The 23,396-nt window shown below is 49.1% G+C and carries 14 protein-coding genes; 8 read left to right on the forward strand and 6 right to left on the reverse strand.

Annotation, left to right across the window (positions count from 1 at the left end):
* Positions 1-133: 133 nt before the first annotated feature.
* Positions 134-1,153 (reverse strand): FecR family protein, encoded by a 1,020-nt coding sequence (locus LZG72_RS27735; RefSeq protein ID WP_233878412.1) that lies wholly within the window; start codon positions 1,151-1,153, stop codon positions 134-136.
* Positions 1,154-1,378: 225 nt separating this feature from the next.
* Positions 1,379-1,963, reverse strand: coding sequence for an RNA polymerase sigma factor (locus LZG72_RS27740; protein WP_233878413.1), 585 nt, complete (start codon positions 1,961-1,963; stop codon positions 1,379-1,381).
* A 257-nt stretch (positions 1,964-2,220) separates the two neighbouring features.
* On the opposite strand from LZG72_RS27740, the gene LZG72_RS27745 reads away from it, so the two are divergent.
* Positions 2,221-5,379, forward strand: coding sequence for a zinc-dependent metalloprotease (locus LZG72_RS27745; protein WP_233878414.1), 3,159 nt, complete (start codon positions 2,221-2,223; stop codon positions 5,377-5,379).
* 16 nt (positions 5,380-5,395) lie between these two features.
* Here LZG72_RS27745 and LZG72_RS27750 read toward each other — a convergent pair whose 3' ends face one another.
* From LZG72_RS27750 to LZG72_RS27760, 3 genes are read right to left on the reverse strand one after another with little or no spacing between them, the layout of a single operon-like run.
* Entirely contained in the window at positions 5,396-5,917 is a 522-nt protein-coding gene (locus LZG72_RS27750; RefSeq protein WP_233878415.1) for a VOC family protein, read from the reverse strand.
* Between the two features lie 7 nt (positions 5,918-5,924).
* Positions 5,925-7,604, reverse strand: a complete 1,680-nt coding sequence (locus LZG72_RS27755; protein WP_233878416.1) for a glycoside hydrolase family 43 protein — start codon at positions 7,602-7,604, stop codon at positions 5,925-5,927.
* A gap of 33 nt (positions 7,605-7,637) precedes the next feature.
* Positions 7,638-10,097 (reverse strand): glycosyl hydrolase family 95 catalytic domain-containing protein, encoded by a 2,460-nt coding sequence (locus tag LZG72_RS27760; protein ID WP_233878417.1) that lies wholly within the window; start codon positions 10,095-10,097, stop codon positions 7,638-7,640.
* 279 nt (positions 10,098-10,376) lie between these two features.
* On the opposite strand from LZG72_RS27760, the gene LZG72_RS27765 reads away from it, so the two are divergent.
* From LZG72_RS27765 to LZG72_RS27775, 3 genes are all read left to right on the forward strand, one after another.
* Positions 10,377-10,799, forward strand: a complete 423-nt coding sequence (locus tag LZG72_RS27765; protein ID WP_233878418.1) for an SRPBCC family protein — start codon at positions 10,377-10,379, stop codon at positions 10,797-10,799.
* Between the two features lie 245 nt (positions 10,800-11,044).
* Entirely contained in the window at positions 11,045-13,459 is a 2,415-nt protein-coding gene (locus LZG72_RS27770; RefSeq protein ID WP_233878419.1) for an ABC transporter permease, read from the forward strand.
* 122 nt (positions 13,460-13,581) lie between these two features.
* Positions 13,582-14,313: a hypothetical protein gene (locus LZG72_RS27775; protein WP_233878420.1), complete on the forward strand. Its 732-nt coding sequence runs from the start codon at positions 13,582-13,584 to the stop codon at positions 14,311-14,313.
* A gap of 121 nt (positions 14,314-14,434) precedes the next feature.
* Here LZG72_RS27775 and LZG72_RS27780 read toward each other — a convergent pair whose 3' ends face one another.
* The gene (locus LZG72_RS27780; protein ID WP_233878421.1) at positions 14,435-15,673 is read right to left on the reverse strand and encodes a sorbosone dehydrogenase family protein; all 1,239 of its coding nucleotides are present in this window, start codon (positions 15,671-15,673) and stop codon (positions 14,435-14,437) included.
* Positions 15,674-15,826: 153 nt separating this feature from the next.
* Between LZG72_RS27780 and LZG72_RS27785 the strand changes: the two genes are divergently transcribed.
* The 4 genes from LZG72_RS27785 to LZG72_RS27800 all read left to right on the forward strand — a co-directional run bounded on the left by LZG72_RS27785 (position 15,827) and on the right by LZG72_RS27800 (position 23,386).
* Positions 15,827-16,249 carry a response regulator gene (locus LZG72_RS27785; protein ID WP_233878422.1) on the forward strand — a complete coding sequence of 141 codons (423 nt, stop codon included), beginning with the start codon at positions 15,827-15,829 and terminating at the stop codon, positions 16,247-16,249.
* A 161-nt stretch (positions 16,250-16,410) separates the two neighbouring features.
* Positions 16,411-16,887, forward strand: a complete 477-nt coding sequence (locus LZG72_RS27790; RefSeq protein WP_233878423.1) for a response regulator — start codon at positions 16,411-16,413, stop codon at positions 16,885-16,887.
* 141 nt (positions 16,888-17,028) lie between these two features.
* Complete coding sequence (locus LZG72_RS27795; protein ID WP_233878424.1) at positions 17,029-18,066, forward strand: chemotaxis protein CheB; 1,038 nt, start codon at positions 17,029-17,031, stop codon at positions 18,064-18,066.
* Positions 18,067-18,145: 79 nt separating this feature from the next.
* The gene (locus LZG72_RS27800) at positions 18,146-23,386 is read left to right on the forward strand and encodes a PAS domain S-box protein (RefSeq protein WP_233878425.1); all 5,241 of its coding nucleotides are present in this window, start codon (positions 18,146-18,148) and stop codon (positions 23,384-23,386) included.
* The last annotated feature ends 10 nt before the right edge of the window (positions 23,387-23,396 follow it).

The following is a 23,396-nucleotide window of genomic DNA, read 5'->3' on the forward strand; positions in this document are numbered from 1 at the left end:
CCTCGATGCTACTTCAAGCAGCATCTGCATTCAGGGGATAGCAGTTTTCAAACCGCTTCATTTTTTCATCTGGGTCGTCGTTTTTCTATTTTGTTCATCGTTTAAGGGTTGATTGTTAAATTGTATTGAATTATTACTGGCATCCTTCTCCATTCATTACGATCCGGCCTTCCACAGATTCGTAAGTTGCGTTAACCGACTTGCAAAGCAGTTCGAGTGCATCGTAAAACTGCATGTTGCGCAGGTCGCCGGTGAACCCGCATTGCGCCATTTTAGGCGCACCGATTTCTACATTCACGCCATACAGGACTTTGAACAAGCCCAGGATTTCGGGCAGCGGCAGATTATCCGCGACCATCTCTCTCACTTGTACAGTCTTCTTTTCCGGCAAACGGATTTCCACCGCGCTACGCTGTATCTCACCCGACCGTGCGTTATAAACCGCTTTTTCGTTCGGTATGACGAGAATTGAATTTTCTGATACTCCGGTCCCGTTATTCATGGTCTCTTTCTCCTCAAAAACAGTAACCTTGCCCGTTACAACGGCAACCTCCGAAGTGCCCGACTTTTCATCGCTTCTGATCCAGAAACTCGTTCCAAGTACTTTGGTTACCAGCTTCCCTTTTTTCACAATAAAAGGACGGTCGGGGTTTTTGGTGATCTCAAAAAACGCGTCCCCTTCCAGCGTTACCTCGCGTTCCCGGTCTGCAAATTCTTTCGGATAAGTAAGCGTGCTCCTCGGCGTCAGCGTAACGACACTGCCATCCATCAGCACCAGTTTTTTCAGCTGATCAGACGAATTGACTTCCCTCACCATCTCTTTTTCATTCGAAAAAACAGAGGCTGTCAACTTCGCGGGCATGTCTTTTTGAAATATTACAAATCCGGCAATCAGTAACAGTGTAGCGGCTATCCCGGCAAAATACCGCAGATAAACCGTTCCGGACCGCTTCACTTTCCATCCTTCCCCGATCAGATCATGCTGCATATTCAGCCAGATCTTTTCCTCCAGTTCGCCTTTTTCAATCTCGCTCAGCCGGAGATCTTCACCGTCTAGCCCATTATACCAGTCATGAATGAAGTCCAGTTCATCCGGAGTGCATTCGCCGCTGCGATACTTTTCGAGTAATAGTTTGAGGTGCTCGTTATTCATCGAGAATGTCCGGACTAAGTTTCATGGATTGCTATTTGGGTGGATTTCGAGATATGGGTTTTCAGGTTCCGTATACTAAGCCGGAAAAGGGACGCACCACCCTAAATGATAAAATATTTTATTGAATAAATGCAATGCATTCGTCGAAAAGAATGGAAAATTCTTTTTTTAATACAATACTCTGCATGTGCATTCAAGAGATACAGATAGCTAAAACGCTACATTTCAAAGTAGAACAGATGCTAAATAGAGAGCTGATAAATAGATGATGATGTGCTCGCTCAGATAAAACCGCATGTGTTTCAGCGCTTTGGTGAGGTGGTATTCGACTGCTTTTTCGGAGAGTTGATAATGCTTGGAAATGTCCGCAACGGACCAGTATTCAAACCGGCTTTTCACAAAAATATCCCGGGATTTCATCGGCAGTTCTTGTAATCCGCGGTGAATGGATTCTTTTAAGTCGTTATATAAAATCGTGTTTTCGGTGTCGGTACCCCGGTATTCCGTCAGTTCCCCGAAAAAATCATCCAATGCGGTTGTTTTTGTTTTCGAGCGCAAATAATCAATAACCTCATAACGAACTGCTGTGAAGAGATATCGGTCTAAATGGGTGATCAATAAGGTGCTGCGTTCCTTCCAAAGACGTGTAAAGATTTCCTGAACAATCTCTTCCGCCACCTCTCGCTCATTTGTTTTCCTGTAAACTACCTGAAACATTTGGTACCAATACGCCTTGTAAATAGCAGTAAATGCTTTCTGATCGCCAGAACGAAGTCCGTTTACCCATTCCCTATGAAGTTCTGTATCCATCCTTTTTTTTCAGGGGCGCGTGCCCCACTCTCAGACAGCTATTTGTATTTACACCTTCTTTCCAACGTCCCCGGGACTTCGGACGTTCCGAATTTATCTCCGGTGTTTCATTAAAAAAACGAAGTTTCCGGTATCAATTGCAAAGCCCATCAATATTTATAAAATAACTAAATAAAATGCAACGGAGATTTGCAAAATAGTGTCTGTAGTATAGTCCGAAACTCCGGATAATCCTGAACAAGTCATCCCGCATCTGTATGAATGGATTAACTTTTACCTCCACCGGATCCAAGTTTGTTCTGATCCTTTTACTTTCCTGCACATTTGCTTTCAGCCAGGAAAAGCCTTTTATGTGTGGTACCAAAGACCACGACGCCCCGCAGGAAGTAATGCGCCTGATGAGGAGACTTCCCGCGATCATGTCACAGCAGAATGCACGGACGACCGCCGGCGAACTGAGGCTATGCCGCATTGCGGTGGACATCGATTCGGACACTTATGTGAAATACCAACGGGATACCGCGGCGATCATTCAGATCGTGACGGAAAATATCGAAAAAGCTTCTAAATTCTTCGAGAGGGAAGCGAATATCCGTATGATGGTCACCAGCATCCGGATATTTAAAGACGATGGCCCCGATCCTTACGCAGGCCAGAGCGATATTTATGCGCTCCTTAATATCCTCGCCAACAGTGCTGCTGATCTTAATTTCGATAAAAAGTTATACCTCTATACCAAACCACTAACCGGCGAGTTCGCAGGCCTGGCTTTTCTCGGAGGCTCGTATAACGTATCCACGCTCGAAAATGTCAAGATCATCATGCACGAAATAGCGCATAACTTCGGGGCTATGCATTCAAATAGCTGCGAGTGGCCGGGTGGCCCGATCGACTTTTGCGGCGGCGTGGAAGGCGGCGACTGTTATGACAAGTCTTTTGAAATTAGTACGACCAAATCGTTGCTGAGCTCATGTGGCGGCAATGTGGTCGAGACCCCGCTTCATCCGATGATACAGGCCGTGATCAAAGCGCATGCAGAGGCTAATTTCGCTAAAATGGAATCTTCACCAATGCCGGTTTCACTGGCCGGCGATATTACAGCGATCAAAGGCGACTTTTACGCCTGGCCCGCTTCCATTAGCGCCAAATCCTACGAATTCAGCTATTCCACCGAAGTTAATTTTGCCGGGGAGATTATCGAACCCACGCCATTTAATGGCGTCCGTTTAATGACACAAACCCTGGGGACAAATTATTTTGTCCGGGTCAGGGCGATCAATTCCTTGGGCACCTCCGCCTGGTCGAACACGGTCAAGATCAGGATCGATGCCGATCGGCCTGATTTACCTCTAATCCTCGGCCCCGCCTCAGGCTCGATTTCTGCTTCACAACAAGCTGTAACTTTATCATTCTCAACGGTTCCCGGTGCGACGGCATACCGGATCCAGGTAACGCCTTTGTATGATTTCGACTTTTCCGATCCGACTGACGAAATCATTGTGCAGAACGAATTTGTGTATACACCCTATCTTGGCGGGTACAAATGGCGCGTCAAAGCTATTCAAGGCGGAAAAACAGGACGATGGTCGGAAACAGGTTACTTTTCGGCCAACCCGCAACTGAACGTGATCGGGCTCTTCCTACCCATTCCGGAGAACGGGCTCAATGTACCCAGAACGCTTCCGCTCTCGTATTTGCCAAATCAAATTTATCCCAATGTCACCGTCACGATCGCCGACAACCCGGGCTTTAACAACCCGCTTTTTCGAAGGAACTACACGCCGTTAGTAGAGATTGTAGATGTTTTCAAAGACTTGCCAGCCAATACAAAACTCTACCTCCGCGTGCAGGGGCGGACGAACGATCTGCTAAATTATCCTGATCGCGACGTGATGGACTATATCGTCGAATTTACCACGGGCAGTAGTAACTCGCCGGGAGGACTCACGTTCCTGAGCGAAAAGAACCAGCTCGTTTTCGGCCGGATGAACCCAAAGATCGCGGTTTCCAAAGAGCATATCTGGCTTGGGGTGATTGATGCAGGATTTATCAAAATGGACCAGAAAGCGCTCACGTATCAGACCTTTAACCGCGACAACACCGACGGACTTCTGGGTGTAGGTGTGGACAACGCTGTTCGCACCGACGATGAGCTGAATGTTCATGTGCTTAATTTTGGAAAACCGGGCACATTCAGGAAGGTTAAGCTTGTGAATGAAGTACCTTCGCCAGATGCACTGGTCACACAGATCGTCACCGCAAGCAACATACAAGGTTATAGCCCCCAATACACGGTTTTCTGGACTCAACATGTCGTATTCAAGGAAACTCCTTCCGGCCCGGTTATGCTTCGGCAGCTTTCCGATAGCGAGTACATCAGAGACATCCGGTTTTACAACAACAAGGCCTGGATCCTACTCAATAACAACTCCCCGGTTTATCATAATGAGATACTCGTCATGGACCTGGGTAACCCGAACCTTACTTACACGATCAATTCCACGACGAGCCCCGCAGTCTCCAGGTTTATAGATCAGGTCGAAATCCAGAATGACGGGAAAATTTGGCTCCGGCAGATAGATTCGGATTCGTACCTGAGCACCATTGCTTACTATAATGGTTCGGGCTGGTCTGTTTTCAATGCAGGAAATGCTCCTTTCGGCAGCCAGGTTACCGGCCTTGGCATTTCGCCTTCCGGCAAGGCTTATATCCTGGCATCCGGTAATGAGACACAAGTTTACAGGTTTACTGATACAAAATGGGAAAAGGTTGGGGCGACACTTCCTTTCCGGAATTTTGGTGGTGATCTATGGATAGATAAAAACGAAAGTTTCTGGATATCAAACAGATACGGGCTGTCCCGCCTCGCCTCGGAAGCTGCGCTTCCTGTAACACTCGTGAACTTCACAGCCGCAGCCGAAGGTGATGTAGTCGCATTACACTGGGAGGTAACGGATCAGGTCGACATGGACAAATACGTAGCGGAGCATAGCACCGATGCCAAAACATTCAGAGCCCTCGGCGAAACGCCAGCGATGGATACTGCATTTTACACCCTTACCCATTATAATCCCTCTCCCGGAATCAATTATTACAGGTTGAAATCCATCGAAACAGATGCTGACTTCGCTTATAGCAAAGTGATTGCGGTCAATTTAACAAACGCGGGTGATATGGTTTTTTATCCCAATCCGGTCACGGACCAGCTGCGGGTAAAAGTAAGACCCGACCTGATCGGACAGTCGGGCCGGATAAAAATCTTTGCTGCAGATGGAAAATGGGTATTCGGAAAGAAAATCGGCAGATTCAGAGAACAGGAGCAGATTGACGTTTCCAACCTGGCCGCCGGCAATTATTGGATCCGGATCGAAAATAAGGCGGAGGTCAGCAGCAAGCTGGTACACGTTGTGCACTAACTTCTTTGAGATAGCGCTATTCGATCGGTCCGATCAATTCCACGAATGTTCCGTCCGGATCCTGAACCAGTACGAAATGCGTATCCTTTGTCAACGGCGTCGGCGTGCTTCCCAGAAAGGTCACTTTCTGCTCTTTCAGCCTTTCAATAATGGGTTTCAATGATTTGACCTGAATGGTAATGTACTGCGGGCCGGTATCGTCCTGAATGAATTTTTGCGCAGGATGAGCGGATTTTTTACCAAAACTCATCAGTTTCCAGTCGCTGGCTTCCGGGCTGTTTTCTAGTTTCAATATGTTCACTTCCACGGCCTCACCGCCAGTCAGGCCGCCCCGTTTGCCGAATTCTGCATTAATTGTAAAGTTGCCTGTTTTCACCATGCCGATTCCGTTGACATAAAAATTCAGGGAACGCTCCATATCAGCGACCACGACGCCTACGCCGATGGTTTTGCTCGTAAAATTGGACTGGGCGTGAACGAGGCTGCATACTAGCAGCGCAGAGACAAGTAAAAGATTTTTGAAAAAGGACTTTTGCATAGGTTGTTTATTTGTTTTTGAACATGGGATCGTTGCTGCTGTATTTCAGATATTTAAAAGAAGCTGAATTGGTGGTCGGCTCGCCGGACGAAGTTGCATACATGCCAAACAGGCACCCGATGAACCCGCCTGCGACCTCGGTACTCAGGAATTTTGCATCGACTTTATCTTTCAGCATTTGCCACGCATTGCCTTTGGAAAAATAAAAACGGTAAGAACCGCCTTCCGCAACGATGCGCAGCTTAACAGGCCCGGAAATATCGTCCACCGGCTTTTCCACAAGTAACTCCATGCTTTTCCCGTCGGAGCCGCTTTTGAAAAGCTGGATGCTTGGCTTATCCTTTTCCATTGATTTGCTCAAAAAGTAAAAATGGGATTCGTCCTGAAAAATGGTCAGACCTGCTTTTTCTTTGTCAGACTTGGGGGAGAAAGCGATTTCCGTTTCGGCTGTGCAGTACAAATGCTGTTGCCGTTTGCCGATAAATGACGGGTTACCCAGTTCCATAATGGTTTCGGGTTTTAATTTCAATGTCAAACCGCTTTGTTTCGACAACGAGAATGAACTGCTGTCGATGGTCCGCATGAAAAGCAGCGCCGGATCCAAACTTTTTTCAAATGTTAATGTATACGCGAAATTGCCTGCTTGCGGAAGAGCGTCTTTTTGTTTTACCTCTTTAAAATTTGCAACGTATTCATACTTAATGTCTTTGCTGGCAGGGTTAATGACCGGCCAGTCGTTTTTCCATTCAACAGGCGCGATGAAAGTTTCACGACCTGTGTTGTAATAATTTCCCTCATATGGCCTTACTGCGAGAAAAATAGCGTAAGTCTTGCCATCAGGCCCGTCCACAAACTGTGCGTGTCCGGCCGAAGTGATCGGGTCTTTCCGGTCGTCGGGCAAGCCTTTTTGGGTCAGGATCGGATTATTTTCGTAAGGAACAAATGGCCCCCAAACCGACTTGCTGCGGAAAACGACTTCGGTATGGTTGACGGATGTCCCGCCTTCTGCGGCATACAAATAATACCAGCCGTTTCTTCTCATAATGTGCGGCGCTTCGATCCAAACGGGCTTTTTGCTCAGATCCACGCCACCATTCACCAGCTGTTTCTCTTCCCCGATCACTTTTAATGTAACCGGATCGATTTCATAAATGCGGATCGTTCTATGGCCTGAGTACAAGGGTTTTCTGTCCGGCGCATCGCTGTTATAAATAATGTAGGCTTTGTTGTCCTCATCAAAAAACAATGAAGGATCTATGCCGCGCGCTTGCGGGACACGAATGGGGTCGCTCCACGGACCAGCGGGATTCTTGGCAGTAACCACAAAATTCCCGTCATGATCAATGTCCGTACAAGTGACATAATAAGTGCCATTGTGATAGCTGATGGCGGGTGCGAACAATCCTCTTGTTAATTTTTCACCCATAAAATCCATCTGGGAAGGCCTGTGAATGACATTTCCGATCTGCTTCCAGTTTTTAAGGTCTTTGCTGTGAAAAACGGGAATGCCTGGGAAATAGGAAAATGTAGAGTTGACGAGATAGTAATCCGTGCCAACCTGAACCACGCTTGGATCCGGGTAAAAGCCTGTTAATATCGGGTTGACCAGCGTAGTGGTTTGCGCGGAGACAAGCTGAGCGAAGCATATGAATGCAATCAGCACTGCGGAGAAAAATTGCTTTATCATTTGATAAATTTAATCCGATTCAATTTTGATAAACTATTGACCAACAAACACATACACCTTTCCAGCCTGCGTAGGAATATCATAAAGGAACGTTTGCTTCACATCCGGGGAAGACAGATTTGCCTTTGGAGACAACACAGCCGCGGCCACTTCGTCGCTATGATAAAATGCATTCGAATTTTGCCCGGAAGCCATTTTAACCGGCTTACCATTCGCAGTTTTCAACTGGTTAGGCGCGCGCAGCCGCAGGTTTCCGCCGAGCTTGGACCTCACTTCGACCTTCGTTAATTTGCCATCTTTCCATTGCATATCCACAACCTCAAACCCACCTTGCGCGAGCAGTCCGCTAATGCTGCCCGCCTGCCAAACATCAGGCAATGCGGGAAGTAAATGCACGGCACCGTCGGCACTTTGCATGAGCATTTCGGTAATGCCGGAAGTGCAGCCAAAATTGCCGTCGATCTGAAAAGGCGGGTGTGCGTCGAAGAGGTTATTGTAGGTGCCGCCTCCGTCTTTGGTCGTGCCGAGCGGAGAAAGCTGATTTTTGATCAATGTAAAAGCGTGGTTGCCGTCCTGCAATCTGGCCCACCAGTTTACTTTCCAACCCATGCTCCATCCGGTCGAGACGTCGCCGCGGTGCAGCAATGTGGTCCGGGCGGCTGCAAATAGCTCCGGTGTGCGATAGGCTGAAATCTGGTCTGAGGGAAAAAGGCCGTACAAGTGTGACACATGGCGGTGATGATCGTTCGGATCATCCACATCGTCGAGCCATTCCTGCAACTGCCCATGCTGGCCCACATGCATAGGAGGCAACCGTTTGCGCATTTGTCTGAGCGTATCGGTGAATGCAGCGTCTTTTTTCAATATCTCCGCAGCGCGGATTGTGCTGCTGAAAACGTCAAATGCGATCTGGTTATCCATGGTTGTTCCCGCATCCAATGACGATCCTTCATGGGCGGCTGGCGCATTTTCAGGAGAGCTTCCCGGGTTTACGACAAGCCAGTGATATTTAGGGTGTTCTATCAAGAAATCAGCATAAAAAGTCGCTGCGCCTTTGAGTACGGGATATATTTTAGCCAAATAAGCATTGTCGCCGTGATACAGATAATGTTGCCACAAATGCTGGCTCGTCCAGCCGCCGCCTGCGATCCACATGCCCCAGAATGCGCCGTCGATCGCGCCTGTTGCGCGCCAGATATCGGTGTTGTGATGCGCCATCCAGCCTCTGGCTCCGTACATGGTTTTGGCCGTTTCCTTTCCAGTTTGCGCCAGCTCTTCCACCATTTTCAGAAAAGGCTCGTGCAGTTCGCTCAGGTTTGCGCGTTCTGCAGGCCAGTAATTCATCTGTGCGTTAATGTTGATCGTGTATTTGCTATCCCACGGCGGCATCATTTTGTTGTTCCAGATCCCCTGCAAATTAGCAGGTTGCCCGCCCGGCTGCGAACTTGAAATGAGCAAGTAACGTCCGTATTGATAGTAAAGCGTAACCAGTTCAGGATCATTTACATTGCGAAAGTTTTTCAGCCTTTCATCAGTCGGTAATTTGCCAACATCCGTTGTGCCCAGATCAAATTTGACGCGTTTGAAGTATTTTTGATAGGCTGCAATGTGCGGGTTCAGAATGTTCGCATAGGATTTTAAAAATGCCTTATCCAAATACGAAGCCGCAAGCGCATTTTCGTCCCCAGTCACATCCTGGTAATTCTTAAAATTGGTGGCGATGGAAACATAAATGGTTGCCGCATTGGCTCCTTTCACGATTAATGCGGTGTCGCTGGCTGATATGCTGCCACCTTCGGTTTTGATCCTGGAAATTCCCTTGAACCGGACCATTCCCTTCACACCTTCGTGATCAGCAGCTGTTCCGGCAATGGTAAGGTCCTTGGAAGGCGTCGTTTTGATCTGCTTATTAATGTGTAGCGAAGAAAATGAAGCGCTGAACGAAAGCTGGCCTGGCTTGTCAGCTGTGAGCCGGATCACAATAACCCGGTCTGGAAATGAGGCCAGAACTTCCCGCGAATAATTAACGCCTTCAACCTGATAAGTGGTTTTAGCGACTGCGCGTTCAATGTCTAGCTCGCGGTAATAATTGGTATAATTTTCATGGCCGGGAAATGTCAAATGCAGTTCGCCGAGCGGCTGGAACATTTGTCCGTGAGACTTTTTGGTAATGATGGCCTTATTAGCCAGTTGTTCAGCTTCTTTTTGTTTTCCGTCAAAAATCAGCTTCCGTATCTCAGGCAATGCGGCCAGCGCGGCCGGGTTATCATTGCGATTAGGCCCGCCCGACCATAATGTATGCTCATTGAGCTGGATGGTTTCAATCGCCACATTCCCGTACACCATTCCGCCCAGTCTGCCGTTTCCCACCGGCAATGCGTTTTCCCAGGTTTTACCGGATGGTTTATCATACCAAAGCTTTTGTACGCGCGGCGTCTGTGATTGACCAGTAAATGCAAACGCCAGAAATAACAGGCAGAAAAGTCCCCTCATATGCACGCTTAATTTGATTCGCTAACGTGTCAAAGTGACACTTTACTAAGTACAATGCTATAATACTTTTAATAAAAAACAAAATTTTTTCCTGATAAAATGATTAGGTAGCGGGCCGCTTCTCTTTTTGATAATAGCTGCCTGTTTGTTCGCCTGGAACACACAATAACCAAAATGACGCAACGCACCCCCAAGTTTGGCATAATCGGCACCCGTTTGTATCGCTAACTCTTCACACCTTTGTAACCAACATATCAATCACAAAAAATCCAGAACGAAATGGAAACCTTAGCTCAAAAAATTACCGTTGAATCGACCGTCAATGCGCCGATCACAAAAGTCTGGGAGCAGTTTAATGCGCCGGAACATGTCACTAAATGGTGCTTTGCATCGGACGATTGGCATGCGCCATTTGCAGAAAATGACTTGCAGACCGGTGGAAAGTTTAAAACGACCATGGCCGCGAAAGACGGCAGTTTCAGCTTTGATTTTGGAGGCGTCTATTCGAATGTTACACCGGAAAGCCTGATTGAGTACACCATGGAAGATGGCAGGACTGTGAAAGTGGTTTTTACCGATCACAACGGAAGTACCACAGTAACCGAAATTTTCGATGCTGAGCAAACCCATTCCGTCGAGATGCAAAAAGCAGGCTGGCAGGCAATTCTCGACAATTTCAAAAAACACGTAGAAGAAAATTGAGCGATATCCTGGTTACGCGGCAGCTATTCAGGCAGGCTATGAATGAATGGGGTTTGCTCTCGCGGTTGCTTATTCCCGGGAATGGAGAGGTTGTTGTTTGCTCCTGATATCACCGCACAATTGTACGGAATCGGACGTTTTAGATTACATATTAAACCCATATATTACTGATAAACAAATAGTTAAACCTACGGCATCTTTTTTTACTTCTGAGGTTATCCTTGTAACCTGAACAACATATTGAGATGCTTCAAAACTACATCAAGATCGCCTGGCGTAACCTTTGGAAGAACAAGACGTTTTCATCCATTAATATTTTTGGGCTCGCTATGGGGATAGCAGGAGCACTGATTATCGGTTTTCACATCAAACATGAGCTGAGCTATGACAAAGGCTTTTCAAAAGCGGACCGAATATACCGGGTCACGTTCGAAAGCAAAGGAGAGCAAATCCGTCACTGGGCCGCCACACCGCCTTCATTAGGTCCGTCGTTACAGCGCCAGTTCCCACAGATCGAACAGGGTGTGGGTTTCCACAGGCTGTTTCCCTATCAACTGCTTAGCTATTCCGGGTCAAAAGGAGAAGTGAAACGTTTCGAGGAAAAAGGCGGCCTGTTTGCCAATGCAGAGGTGATCAGCATGTTTGACCTTGTATTTGTAAGTGGTAATGCAAAAACGGCGCTCCATGAAGCCAATGCGATCATCCTCACCGAAGAAATGGCAGTCAAATACTTCGGAACGAATGATCCTTTGGGCCGGATCATCGTGGATGACCGCAACAAACTGCCGCTGAAAGTTACGGGTGTTATAAAAGCATTTGATTTTCCGAGCCACCTGCATTTCGACTATCTGGTTTCCATGCCAACGATTGATCGTTATTTGGACAAGAAAGCAATGGAGGATGTCGACTGGTCGGGATTCTATCACTATGTCATGCTTCGGAAGGATGCTTCCAAAGTTAAGGTCGAATCCGGCTTCCCGGCATTTGCCACCAGGTTTTACGCCCCCATGAGGGAATCTGAAAGCAAGATCCTCGCCACAAGACAGCTGCATTTGCAGCCTATCAAGGATATTCACTTGCATTCCAAGCTGGAAAAAGAAATGTCCGCGAACAGCGACATTACCTATGTCTATATTTTCGCCATCGCAGCCTTGTTTATTTTGCTGGTCGCGACCGTCAACTTCATTAACATTTCGACTGCGCTGGCATTCAACCGGATGAAAGAGATCGGGCTTCGCAAGGTGGTGGGTGCAACCAGGCAGCAGCTGATCCGCCAGTTTTTAAGTGAATCTTTTCTAATCACACTGCTGGCGAGCTGCCTGTCGGCACTGCTGTTTAAACTAAGTCTCCCTTTTTATAAAAATCTTACCGCTGACGGATTTGTATTCTCAGACCTTCTGACCCTGCCAAATCTGGCTATTATGGCGATAATGATGGTGATCGTCGCATTCTTTGCCGGGCTCTACCCTGCCTGGTTTGTGGCGCGCCTCAATCCAGTGGTTTCTCTGAAAGGGAAAAGAGTGCTGGGCCAGGGGGTTAATGCAGTAAGGAAAGGACTGATCATCTTTCAGTTTGTCGTTTCCGTATTTATGATTTTTAGCACCATTATCGTCTACCGGCAAATGCAGCTCTTCCACAATCGTAACCTGGGTTTTGATAAAGATCAGGTTATCAGCGTCACAATGTATGATCAGATGTGGGAAAAGTTTGGAGTACTGTCGGATCAAATGTCTAAAAATCCGGCTATCGCGAGTTTCGCAACAACCTCTACCCTTCCCGGCGAGCGGTTCGGAAACTATCCCGCTTCTCCCTTGCACAGAGCAACCGGGGAAGGCATTCCGGATGGCAGCAGGGTTTTATGGTCAAATGAAAAGCTGTTTGCCACGTTGGGGATCAAGCTTAAAGAAGGAAGAGCTTTTTATAACCAATTTCCTCAGATCAAAAATCCGGAATTCATATTGAACGAAGCGGCTGTAAAGGCCTACCGTCTTAAAAACCCGGTTGGAGAACCGTTTGTCACCGGTGCAGACACGGGTACGGTGGTTGGGGTGGTTCAAGACTTCAATTTTGCGTCCCTTCATTCCAAAGTAGAGCCATTGGTGATCCAGTACAATCCATATTGGGCAAATTATTTGCTGGTCAAAGTCAAAGGCGACCAGGTACAGCAAACACTTGAATTTCTTAAAAAACAGGTAACTACCCTCTCCCCTTCCAGCAAATTCACCTATTCATTCCTGGACGAAAATCTGGACAAACTCTACGCTTCTGAAAACCGCATGAGCCAGGTTTTCAAGGGATTTGCAGGATTGGCCATACTGATTTCCTGCCTCGGTCTGTTCGGATTGTCAGCGTATTCAGCAAAGTTGCGGACCAAGGAAGTTGGAGTCCGTAAAGTCCTCGGCGCATCGGTAAGCAGTGTGACGGTTCTATTATCCAGAGATTTCATCATTCTGGTTGCCATTGCGATCATAATATCACTGCCGCTCGCATGGTGGGTAATGGAAAAATGGCTGGATTCATTTGCATACCGGATCTCGGTTTCGTGGGACGTATTTATTCTAGCTGGCCTCTCGGCCCTGCTTTTGGCACTGGTTACCATTAGCTTTCAATCCGTAAAAACAGCGCTGATAAATCCCGTAAAGAATCTCAAAGTGGATTGAACCGGCGCAAAATCGGGGTGAATGCGGGGAATTTTGCGTTCCACAGATTTTGCGGGAACGGTTTTTATAATGCTCACCGACTTTAACTTTTAATTACAATTCATCACATTAAAACTATCAAAATGAAAAAGGTAATCTTAAGTGTATCATTATTTCTGCTAATCTCAGCAGGAAGTGCCTATGCGCAGTCGTCGGAAACGAAATCTCAGGGCACAACAAATCAAGGCTCAAGTTCAACGCAAGGTAGCGGAACGAATAAAAATGGTTCATCTACCAGCGGCACGAGTGGCAGCCAGGGAACCGGGACATCCGGAACTACCGGAACGTCAGGCACTAGCGGAACGTCAGGCACCAGCGGCAGCCAGGTTCAGGGAACCGGAACCAGCGGAACATCTGGTACTACAGGAACCAGCGGCAGCCAGGAGCAGGGCTCAGGAGCTACTGGAACATCAGGTACTTCCGGAACATCAGGTACTTCCGGAACATCGGGCACATCAGGTCAAACTAGTGGCAGCCAGGTACAAGGAACCGGAACCGGAACATCGGGAAGTACCGGAACATCAGGCTCAACAGGAACCAGCGGAACATCGGGTAGTACCGGAACGTCAGGAACCAGCGGAACGTCGGGCAGTACCGGAACGTCGGGAAGTACCGGAACATCAGGAAGCTCCAATAGCAGCACAGGAACCAGCGGTACGTCTGGAGCCGGCACATCTGGAACTTCCGGTAGTCAAAGCTCTGTCGGTCAGGGATCCGGAACATCGGGTACCTCGGACGACAGTTCCAAAAAGTCTAAGAAACGGAAAAATAAGAAAAGTGGAAATTCCGGAAGTGGCGCAGGAGCAAACGAGTAAAAGCAGATAATTCACAGACATAAGAAAGCCCGGCCACAGATTTGTGGCCGGGCTTTCTTATGTCTGTGACTGAAACTAAATAATGTCTGTGACCGATAAGTCGCACAACCACAGCATGCACCTATTGATATGAAACCCGGTATATCACCCCATTTGTATCGTCCGAGAACAGCAGTGATCCGTCTTTGTGTACGGTCACACCAACCAGCCGACCGAAATGCGCCTTGTTGTTATTGATCGTAAATCCTGTCACAAAATCATCAAACCGCACCGGCTTGCCATTTTCAAAATGCAGGCGTACGATCTTGTAACCTACCGGCTGGCTGCGGTTCCACGAACCCCGCATTGCGACGAACGCGTCGTTTTTATACTCACCCGGGAACATACTTCCCGAATAGAAAGCCATGGCCATTGGCGCTGCGTGGGCCTGATACGTCAAGGTCGGAAGCGTCGTTTTTTGAAGGTATTGCTGATAGGTGGTATCGCCCTGTGGCCTGTCGCCCGGATTGTACTTGCCTTCTCCGTAAATGTACGGCCAGCCATAATCCGCTCCCTGCCGGATCTGATTCACTTCTTCCTTTTGTTCATTATCGCCCAGCCAGTCAATGCCGTGGTCCATTCCCCATAGCTCGTTTGTTTCGGGATGCCAGCCGAAACCAATTGTGTTGCGCAAGCCTTTTGCAATTACTTTTCTGTTCGATCCGTCTTCCTCGGCACGCAGCATCGTGGCATTTTCGGGATTGGGTTCCGGGCACGAATTACAGGTACTGCCCACGGACAGGTACATTTTATTATCGGGACCAAATGCAAGGGTGCGATTGGGGTGCTGGCCGCCGTCTGGCAGATCGTCGATGATCATTTTGGGCAATCCCAAAGTACCGTCCGGGTTAATGTCGGCGACATATACCTCATTGACGGCTGCCAGGTACATTTTCCCATTGTGCATGGTCAATCCATGTACTTGCTTGATGGTGGCAACCGTTTTGGTGTTTTCGGACACCCCGTCACCGTCGGCATCGGTAAGCATCATGACAATGCCTGCTTCTCTGTCTGAGGCATAAATGTGCCCGCTCGCATCTGCTACCAGGATTCTTGGCTTGCCTAGTTTGTCCGCAAATTTATTGATCTTAAAACCGGCAGGAACCCGGAGCTGGGCAATGTTTGCGTCCGTTGAAGGCTGCACGGCCGGATAGAAGACATAGTTTTCGATCTGTGCAGATGTTGCCTCCTCATCCGTTTCCGGTATAATGGAGTCCCAGAAATTGTCCCCATCCTTACAGCCGACGACGAATAAGGCCGATAATACGGTCACCGCAGACGCCATTTTCAGTGCCCCGCTTAATGAATAACGCTTTTTCATGATTTCCTTTTTGTTGATGAGATGATATATATCCCTGTAAACTTACAGGATGAAGAAGCCGCGCGTTTTTAAAAAGCTGTGCCAACAGTGACCTGTCCAAAACTTGGTACGATTTTGGACACAACAAGAGGCAGCCTAACCCATTACACGTTTATGGACCGTGAGTTATACATTGTCGACGACAGCCCCGACCATCAGTTTCTGCTTTATAAGTTAATCAAGGGTATGGAAATGCCTTATCTGGTTAAATTCTTTGAAAATGGCCGCTCACTTCATAAACACCTGCAGCAATTGAGCCGGTCAGAAGATCATGCTCGGTTTCCCGACTTGCTTGTACTGGATTTGAATATGCCCGCCATGAACGGCATTGAGTTGCTCAGGCTATTGCGACAGCCGCCATTAGCAAGCCATCCTCGGATTAGTACACTCCCGATTGTAGTTATGAGCAATGATATTTCTCCCACCCAAATGCATCAATGCTACCAGGCCGGCGCCAATGCAGTAATCGTTAAGCCTTTAAGTGTAACTGTAATGAAAAATACAATTCAGTCGATCTGCAAATTCTGGATGAACTAGCAGCAAAAGGTTTATACGAAGCGTCACAAGGCAGCAGGAACGATTTTAGTGCGTCGAGAAATTGAGATTGCCCATACTGAGTATAAGAATGCGCTTATTGTACCCGCACGTCGAATTTATTGTGGATCAAAAGTTTACACCTCAAAAACAAAATACAACCAATGCAAAAAGAAATCTACCTGGTTGAAGATTCGTCGGATTTCCGCCAACTCATCAGGACCATCTTCAACCGCTTTTTACCAACTTACAACATCCGGTCCTTTCAGGGCGCGCAGGAGTTATACCAGTACATGGTGCTCCAATCGGCGGATGATTATGCGGGCAGACGTCCCGCGCTGATCATACTCGATCTGAAAATGCATATGATAGATGGCTTCGAGCTACTGAAACTGGTTCGCCAGACACCACCCAACGCAACCACCGAGTGGAACGTGATCCCGGTAGTCATGCTCAGTGCGGCGGCCAATCAGGAGGATATCAACAAATGTTACCAGGCGGGCGCAAACTCATTTTTCGTGAAGCCCATCGACTTTGAAGAATTGAGAGAATTGCTGGCAACGATCTGCCGCTATTGGGTCGATTACAATTGCCTTGCATCCGCTACTCCCAGCTCGACCAACAGTCACGCCGCTTTTTAATGCCTTTGGGACAAACAGACTTTTGTCCGAGGTAATGGCACGTATATTTCAAGTATTTGCATTCCAAAACAGGAACGTGCAAGATTGGTTTTTCAGTACTTTTCGTGCTTCTGGACCGGGAATGCTGTAAAAAACAATCTAATGGAAAAAAGAAATATCATTGTCATGGGAGCCTCTACCGGCGGTTTCGAGGCATTTAAGAGGGTTATTGCTGATCTTCCGCCTGATCTTGAAGCGGCTATTTTTATAGTCTGGCACATGTCACCTACCATCCGGGGCATGCTTCCGCAGGTATTTAATAAAATCAATGCAATTCATGCCGCCCACGCGGTGGATGGCGAACCGATTCTGATGAACCGCATTTATGTGGCCCCGCCCGATCACCACATGCTGCTGGAGCACGGAACTGTACGTGTAACCCACGGCCCGAAAGAAAATCGCTTTCGCCCCGCCGTCGATCCCCTTTTTCGTTCAGCAGCCTATGCCTATCAGAACCGTGTGATCGGCGTCGTGCTATCCGGTGCCCTGGATGACGGGACAGCGGGTTTATGGACGATCAAATACCGGGGAGGCATTGCCATCGTACAAGATCCAAAAGATTCCCAGGTCCCCTCGATGCCCGAAAGTGCAGTCAGTCAGGTAAGTATTGACTTCACGGTCCCGCTAACCGAAATGGGCTCGCTACTATCCAGATTGGCCAGCGAGCCTGCCGGTGAAACAAAACAGGTAACCAAGGGAGAAGATGAAAAGACAAAGGCAGAGATCCGGATCGCGGCTGAGGACATTACGGAAGGCATCCGCATCATGGATCATGGACAATTAAGCCCATTTACATGTCCGGATTGCCACGGTGTGCTTACTTTGCTGAAAGATGGCGATATTAGCCGTTTCCGCTGCCATACCGGTCACGCCTACTCTGCCGACGGGCTATTGACCGCCATTATGGAGAAGGTCGAAGACGACCTTTATAGTGCGATTCGCGGAGTAGATGAAAGCATTATGCTACTTAATCATGTGGGTGACCATTTTGCAGAAGCGAACCACGCGGGACTTGCAGCAAGGTATTTTCAGCAGGCTCAAAAGGCAGGACAGCGGGCCGAGCTAATGCGGCAGGCTGCGCTGTTGCGCGCGCAATTAACGATGGAGGATATGATGCAGCTGGACGAAGAAATAGATTGAATACGCATTTGGAATAGACTATCTATTTAAATATATAGATATAAAATTAGAGTTATAACCCTGAAAACAGTAGCAGTACGTGGGCAAGAAACATTCAGAAAAAGAAGAAACCAAAGAGATACCGGCTGCGATCGAAGAGGGAAAACAAACTCTTATTGTCGGCATTGGAGCCTCAGCAGGCGGTGTGGAAGCATTGGTAGAGTTTTTTGAACAGGTAACCGTCAATTCCGGAATGGCGTATGTGGTCATACTGCACCTATCGCCGGATTATGACAGCCGGTTAACTGAGATCCTCAGGCAGGTTTCGTCCATTCCCGTCACCCAGGTCACTGAAAATGTTAAGATTGAGGCTGACCACGTGTATATTGTGCCGCCTAACAAACATTTGCAAATGCGGGACGACATTATCAACGTTTCGCCCAACATCCGTCAGGAAGAACGTCGCGCACCCGTGGACATTTTCTTCCGCTCTCTCGCCGAATCACATGGCCGGATGGCTGTCGGAGTGATCTTGTCAGGCACAGGCGCGAACGGGTCCATGGGGCTAAAACGGATCAAGGAGAACGGCGGCGCCGTTTTTGTCCAGAATCCGAGAGAGGCCGCATTCAATGAAATGCCGCGTCACGCAATCGCCACCAACCTGGTCGACGACATTCTTCCGGTGGCCCAGCTTCCGGAAAAGCTTGTCTCATACCAAAATAGCCTGGGAAAAGTCTCAATCCGGGTAGACCCCGGGATGCGTCCCGACAGTGAACAGCAGGCTTTGCGTGAAATATTCGCCCATTTGCGCCTGCGCACCGGGCACGACTTTTCCAATTACAAACGGCCGACGCTGATGCGCCGTTTTGAGCGGCGTATCAGTGTCCGCAACCTACCCGACCTTCCGGCCTATGTTACCTTTTTACACGAGAATCCCGACGAGGCCCAGGCGCTGCTAAAAGACCTGCTGATATCGGTAACCAACTTTTTCAGGGACAGTAAGCCTTTTCAGGCATTGGAGGATGATATTCTCCCTACGCTCATTCGGGAAAGATCAAATGACGTGATCCGGATCTGGGTGGCGGGTTGCGCCACGGGAGAGGAGGCTTACTCGCTAGCCATGCTGATGGCAGAAAAGACCATGGATGTGCTTGATGCGCCAAAAGTGCAGATCTTCGCGACCGATATCGACGAAGCCGCCATTGCCATCGCACGGGAAGGCCGCTATACCCTGAATGATGCCGCAGACATACCAGCCGACCGGCTGCGACAGTTTCTGGTACCGGATGGCGATGATTTCAGGGTACGCCAGGAAATTCGGGAAATGGTGCTTTTTGCCCATCATAATGTACTAAAAGATCCACCGTTTTCACGAATAGACCTTGTCACCTGCCGCAATTTGTTGATCTATTTCAACAGTGCGGCGCAGGAGCGGGTAATGGAAACGTTCCACTTTGCTTTGAGACCGGGAGGTTACCTGTTGCTCGGACTCTCCGAGACAACTGACGGGGCCGGTGATCTGTTTGCCCCGGTCAGCCGCGAGAACCACATTTACCAGAGTCGCCCCGTTTCAATCCGTTCCTACCCCGTCCCGGAAAGCAACTTCCTGGTGCCGGCGGGTAGAAGGCTTGTTTCAGAAAACAGCTCATCCAAAGAGAGCAGATCACTGCAGAGCAGGCTCAACTTCGGAGATCTGCATCAGCAACTTCTGGAAAGATATGCCCCGCCATCCATCATCGTCAATGAAGATTACGACATTCTGCACCTGTCCGAACGGGCGGGAAAATACCTCCATATTGCTGGCGGCGAGCCTTCCAAAAACCTGCTGAAACTGATCCGGCCGGAATTGCGACTGGAATTGAGGACTGCATTCTATCAGGCCGTTCAGCAAAAAAGCAACGTAGAAGCTCCGAACCTCAACGTAAGGATCGACGACAGAATGCAGACCCTGACGCTACATGTGCGTCCGGTGCTGGATGAAGACAACATTGCGGGGAGCGACCCGGCCCGCGGTTTGCTACTGGTTATCTTTGAACCAACCGGACAACATACCGAACCGACGACCAGCATACTTGCTTCCGAGGAGCCCATGGCGCGGCAACTGGAAGAAGAACTGGTCCGTCTCAAGGCGCAGCTGCGTACATCGAGCGAACAGCATGAAACCCAGGCCGAGGAGCTGAAAGCTTCCAACGAAGAGTTGCAGGCGATCAACGAAGAATTGCACTCAGCGGCTGAGGAACTTGAAACAAGCAAGGAAGAACTGCAGTCGATAAATGAGGAACTTACGACAGTAAACCAGGAACTTAAAGTAAAACTGGAAGAGATCTCGATCACGCGGAACAACCTGCAAAACCTGATCAACTCCACTGATCTCGCGACACTCTTTCTGGATCGCAGCCTGAGGGTTATCCTGTTTACCCCGGCGGCCCGAAGCATTTTCAACCTGATCCAATCGGACAGTGGCCGACCCCTCACCGACATCACCAACCGGCTCGACGATAACGACCTGCTACGGGATGCCGAAGCGGTACTAGAAAAATTACAGCCCGTCGAGCGCGAGGTAAAGACCAGCGACGGACAGTTGTTCCTGATGCGGGTGTTACCATACCGTACTGCCGAAGACCGCATTAACGGCGTTGTGCTGACCTTTGTCGATATTTCGCGGCGCAGGGCAGCGGAAGAAGCTGTCCGCCAGTCGGAAGAGCGTATGCGGCTTGTGTTCGACAGCGCAAAAGACTACGCGATCTTCACGTTCGACCTGCAACGTAAGATTTCAAGCTGGAGTCCCGGTGCGCATAGCATTACCGGTTATTCCGAATCAGATGTGCTGGGTCATACCAGCGATATTATTTTTACGCTTGAAGACAGACAAAACGGCATTCCGGAACTGGAAGAGCAGACTACACTTAATCAGGGGCGGGCCATTAATGAGCGCTGGCATCTGCGTAAGGATGGAACCCGGTTCTGGGGTTCCGGTTCGGTGTCGCCACTGAAAGACGTTCAGGGCAAACTACTCGGATTTGTGAAGATCATGCGTGACCTGACCGAGCATCGTGCCGCCGAAGAAGCAAAATCTTTTCTGGCAGCCATCGTCGAATCTTCACAGGATGCGATCATGACGGTCAATTTTGAAGGAGTAATCACAAGCTGGAATGAGGCCGCCCATGACTTGTATGGCTATTCAGCCGCTCAGGCAGTTGGAAAGCCTCTGACTATGCTGACCTTGCCGGCAGATCTGGACCAGTTGCTGAAAGACACCGAGAATATCAAAGTTTCCCAGAAAGTCGAAATCTTTGACACCATCCGGGTCAACAAAAACGGTGCGGAAATGCATTTGGAGGTGGTTATGTCTCCTGTAAAAAATAAATCCGGAAAGGTAATCGGTGTTTCTACGATTGCCCGCGACATCACTTTGCGGAAGCAGTCCGAGTATGCAGAGGCCCTCAAAAATCTGACCCTGCAGCAGCAAACCGAATTATTGGCCGGCACCGGCAGCTGGGAGTATAACCGGTCCACAGAAGAATTTATCTGGTCAGAAGGCATGTACCAATTGTTTGGCCTGCCGATAGGCGAACCCGTGTATACCGATATTTATGTGGATTTCACCCGCGGGGCCGAGAAGGAAGCGGCCCGGCGGTTTACCGATTGGCTCAGGGCTGGGACAGAAGCCATTGAACAAGTTCTGCGCATTCACGCCGGTGATGCTGTGAGATACTTGAAAATCAGAGGAGTGGCGCTAGCGAACGAAGGCGGGCCGCCCGTGAAAGCATTAGGGATCGACTGGGACATTACAGACCAGGTGCTGGCGCAGGAACAGATCCGTCAAAGTGAGGCCCAGCTCAGGACACTTGTTGAGAACACGCCCGATGTGATTACGCGCTGGGACAACGACCTTCGTCTGCTTTTTGCTAACAGCGCCTTCATAGGCAAATCGGGCGAACCGCTTGAAAACCTCCTTGGCAAAACCAATGCCGAAATGGGACAGCCAGAGGACAGTACCGGTTCCTATATGGAAAAGCTCCGGCAAACGTTCGAAACCGGTCAGCCGCAGGAACATTACAACCGGTTTCCAACACCAACCGGCAGATTTGAATATTACTCCAGAATGGTCCCTGAGCGCGGGCCCGACGGCTCGGTCCAAAGTGTACTTGCAATTGCGCGGGACATTACGGAACTGCAAAGTGCCCAGCAGCAGACACGTCAGCTTGCTGAAAACCTGCAGGCGGTGCTGGATGCCTCGCCAGCCTGCATTGGCCTCCTGAAAGCCGTACGTGCTGGCGCGGATGGCAGTTTAGTGACCGGGTTTAAGCTTGCGGTAGGAAACCAGAAGCTGGCCGAGTTCTTCGGCCAGCCGCTCCACGAGTTGCTTGGCAAACAAGCGGATCATTTTGACACTTTGCTGTGGGGACCCGAGACGCATGATTTTCTGATGCAGGTTTACCACGATAACGAGCCACGTTACGATGAAAAGTACCTGACCACCGATGGGCAGGAGCGCTGGCTCGCAGTAGCCATCAGCCGGCAGGACGACGGCGTGGTACTGACCGGGCTCGACATCACACAGTTAAAAGAAGCCCAGACTCAGCAGCAGTTCTGGCTAGGCGAATTGGAAAATGCCAGTCAGAGCGCGGAGTCTGTGGCGCATCTTCGCGACGCGCTGAAAGAGCGCGGGGAATTGCTCAGGTCTGCATCGCATGATCTGCGCGGGCAGGTTGGAGTGATCGCTTCCGCCGCCCAGCTCCTGGGAATGGCCGGCAGCGAGGCAGACAACAATATCCTGATCCAGATGATCCAGCGCAATACCCAGCAAATGACCCAGCTCATGAGCAGCCTGCTGGATTTTGCCCGGTTGGAAGCTGCGCAGGAAGTAATCCACGTCAGCCGTTTCGATCTGGCAGGACTTTTGCTTGAGTTGGCGGAAAATACGCAGCCTTTCGCTACGGAGCGCGGATTGGCGCTGAATGCGCTGGGGCCGACAGAGATGGAGGTTGAAAGTGATCCGGTACAAATCCGGCGGATCGCGCAAAATTTGCTACTGAATGCTTTGAAATATACCGATATGGGCGGAGTGACGATCAACTGGGAGAAGGACGGCATGGGATGGTCTTTCAAAGTGGTCGATACCGGACCGGGCTTACCTGCCAAGTTACTTGCCCGGTTAAGGGGCGAGTTTCAGGAGCCGGCGGAAGGTGAAGTGGTCATTACGCCGGGCCGCTCCGCGGGCGAAGGCATTGGTCTCGCCATTGTCACCCGCCTCTGCACATTGCTCGGTGGCCGGCTGGAAGTTGACAGCCATCCGGATGAGGGCACGACGTTCAGGATTAGTTTTTTGAATGAATAAATGATTAAAT

The sequence above is a fragment of the Dyadobacter sp. CY323 genome, from assembly GCF_021390245.1.
GTDB lineage: Bacteria > Bacteroidota > Bacteroidia > Cytophagales > Spirosomataceae > Dyadobacter.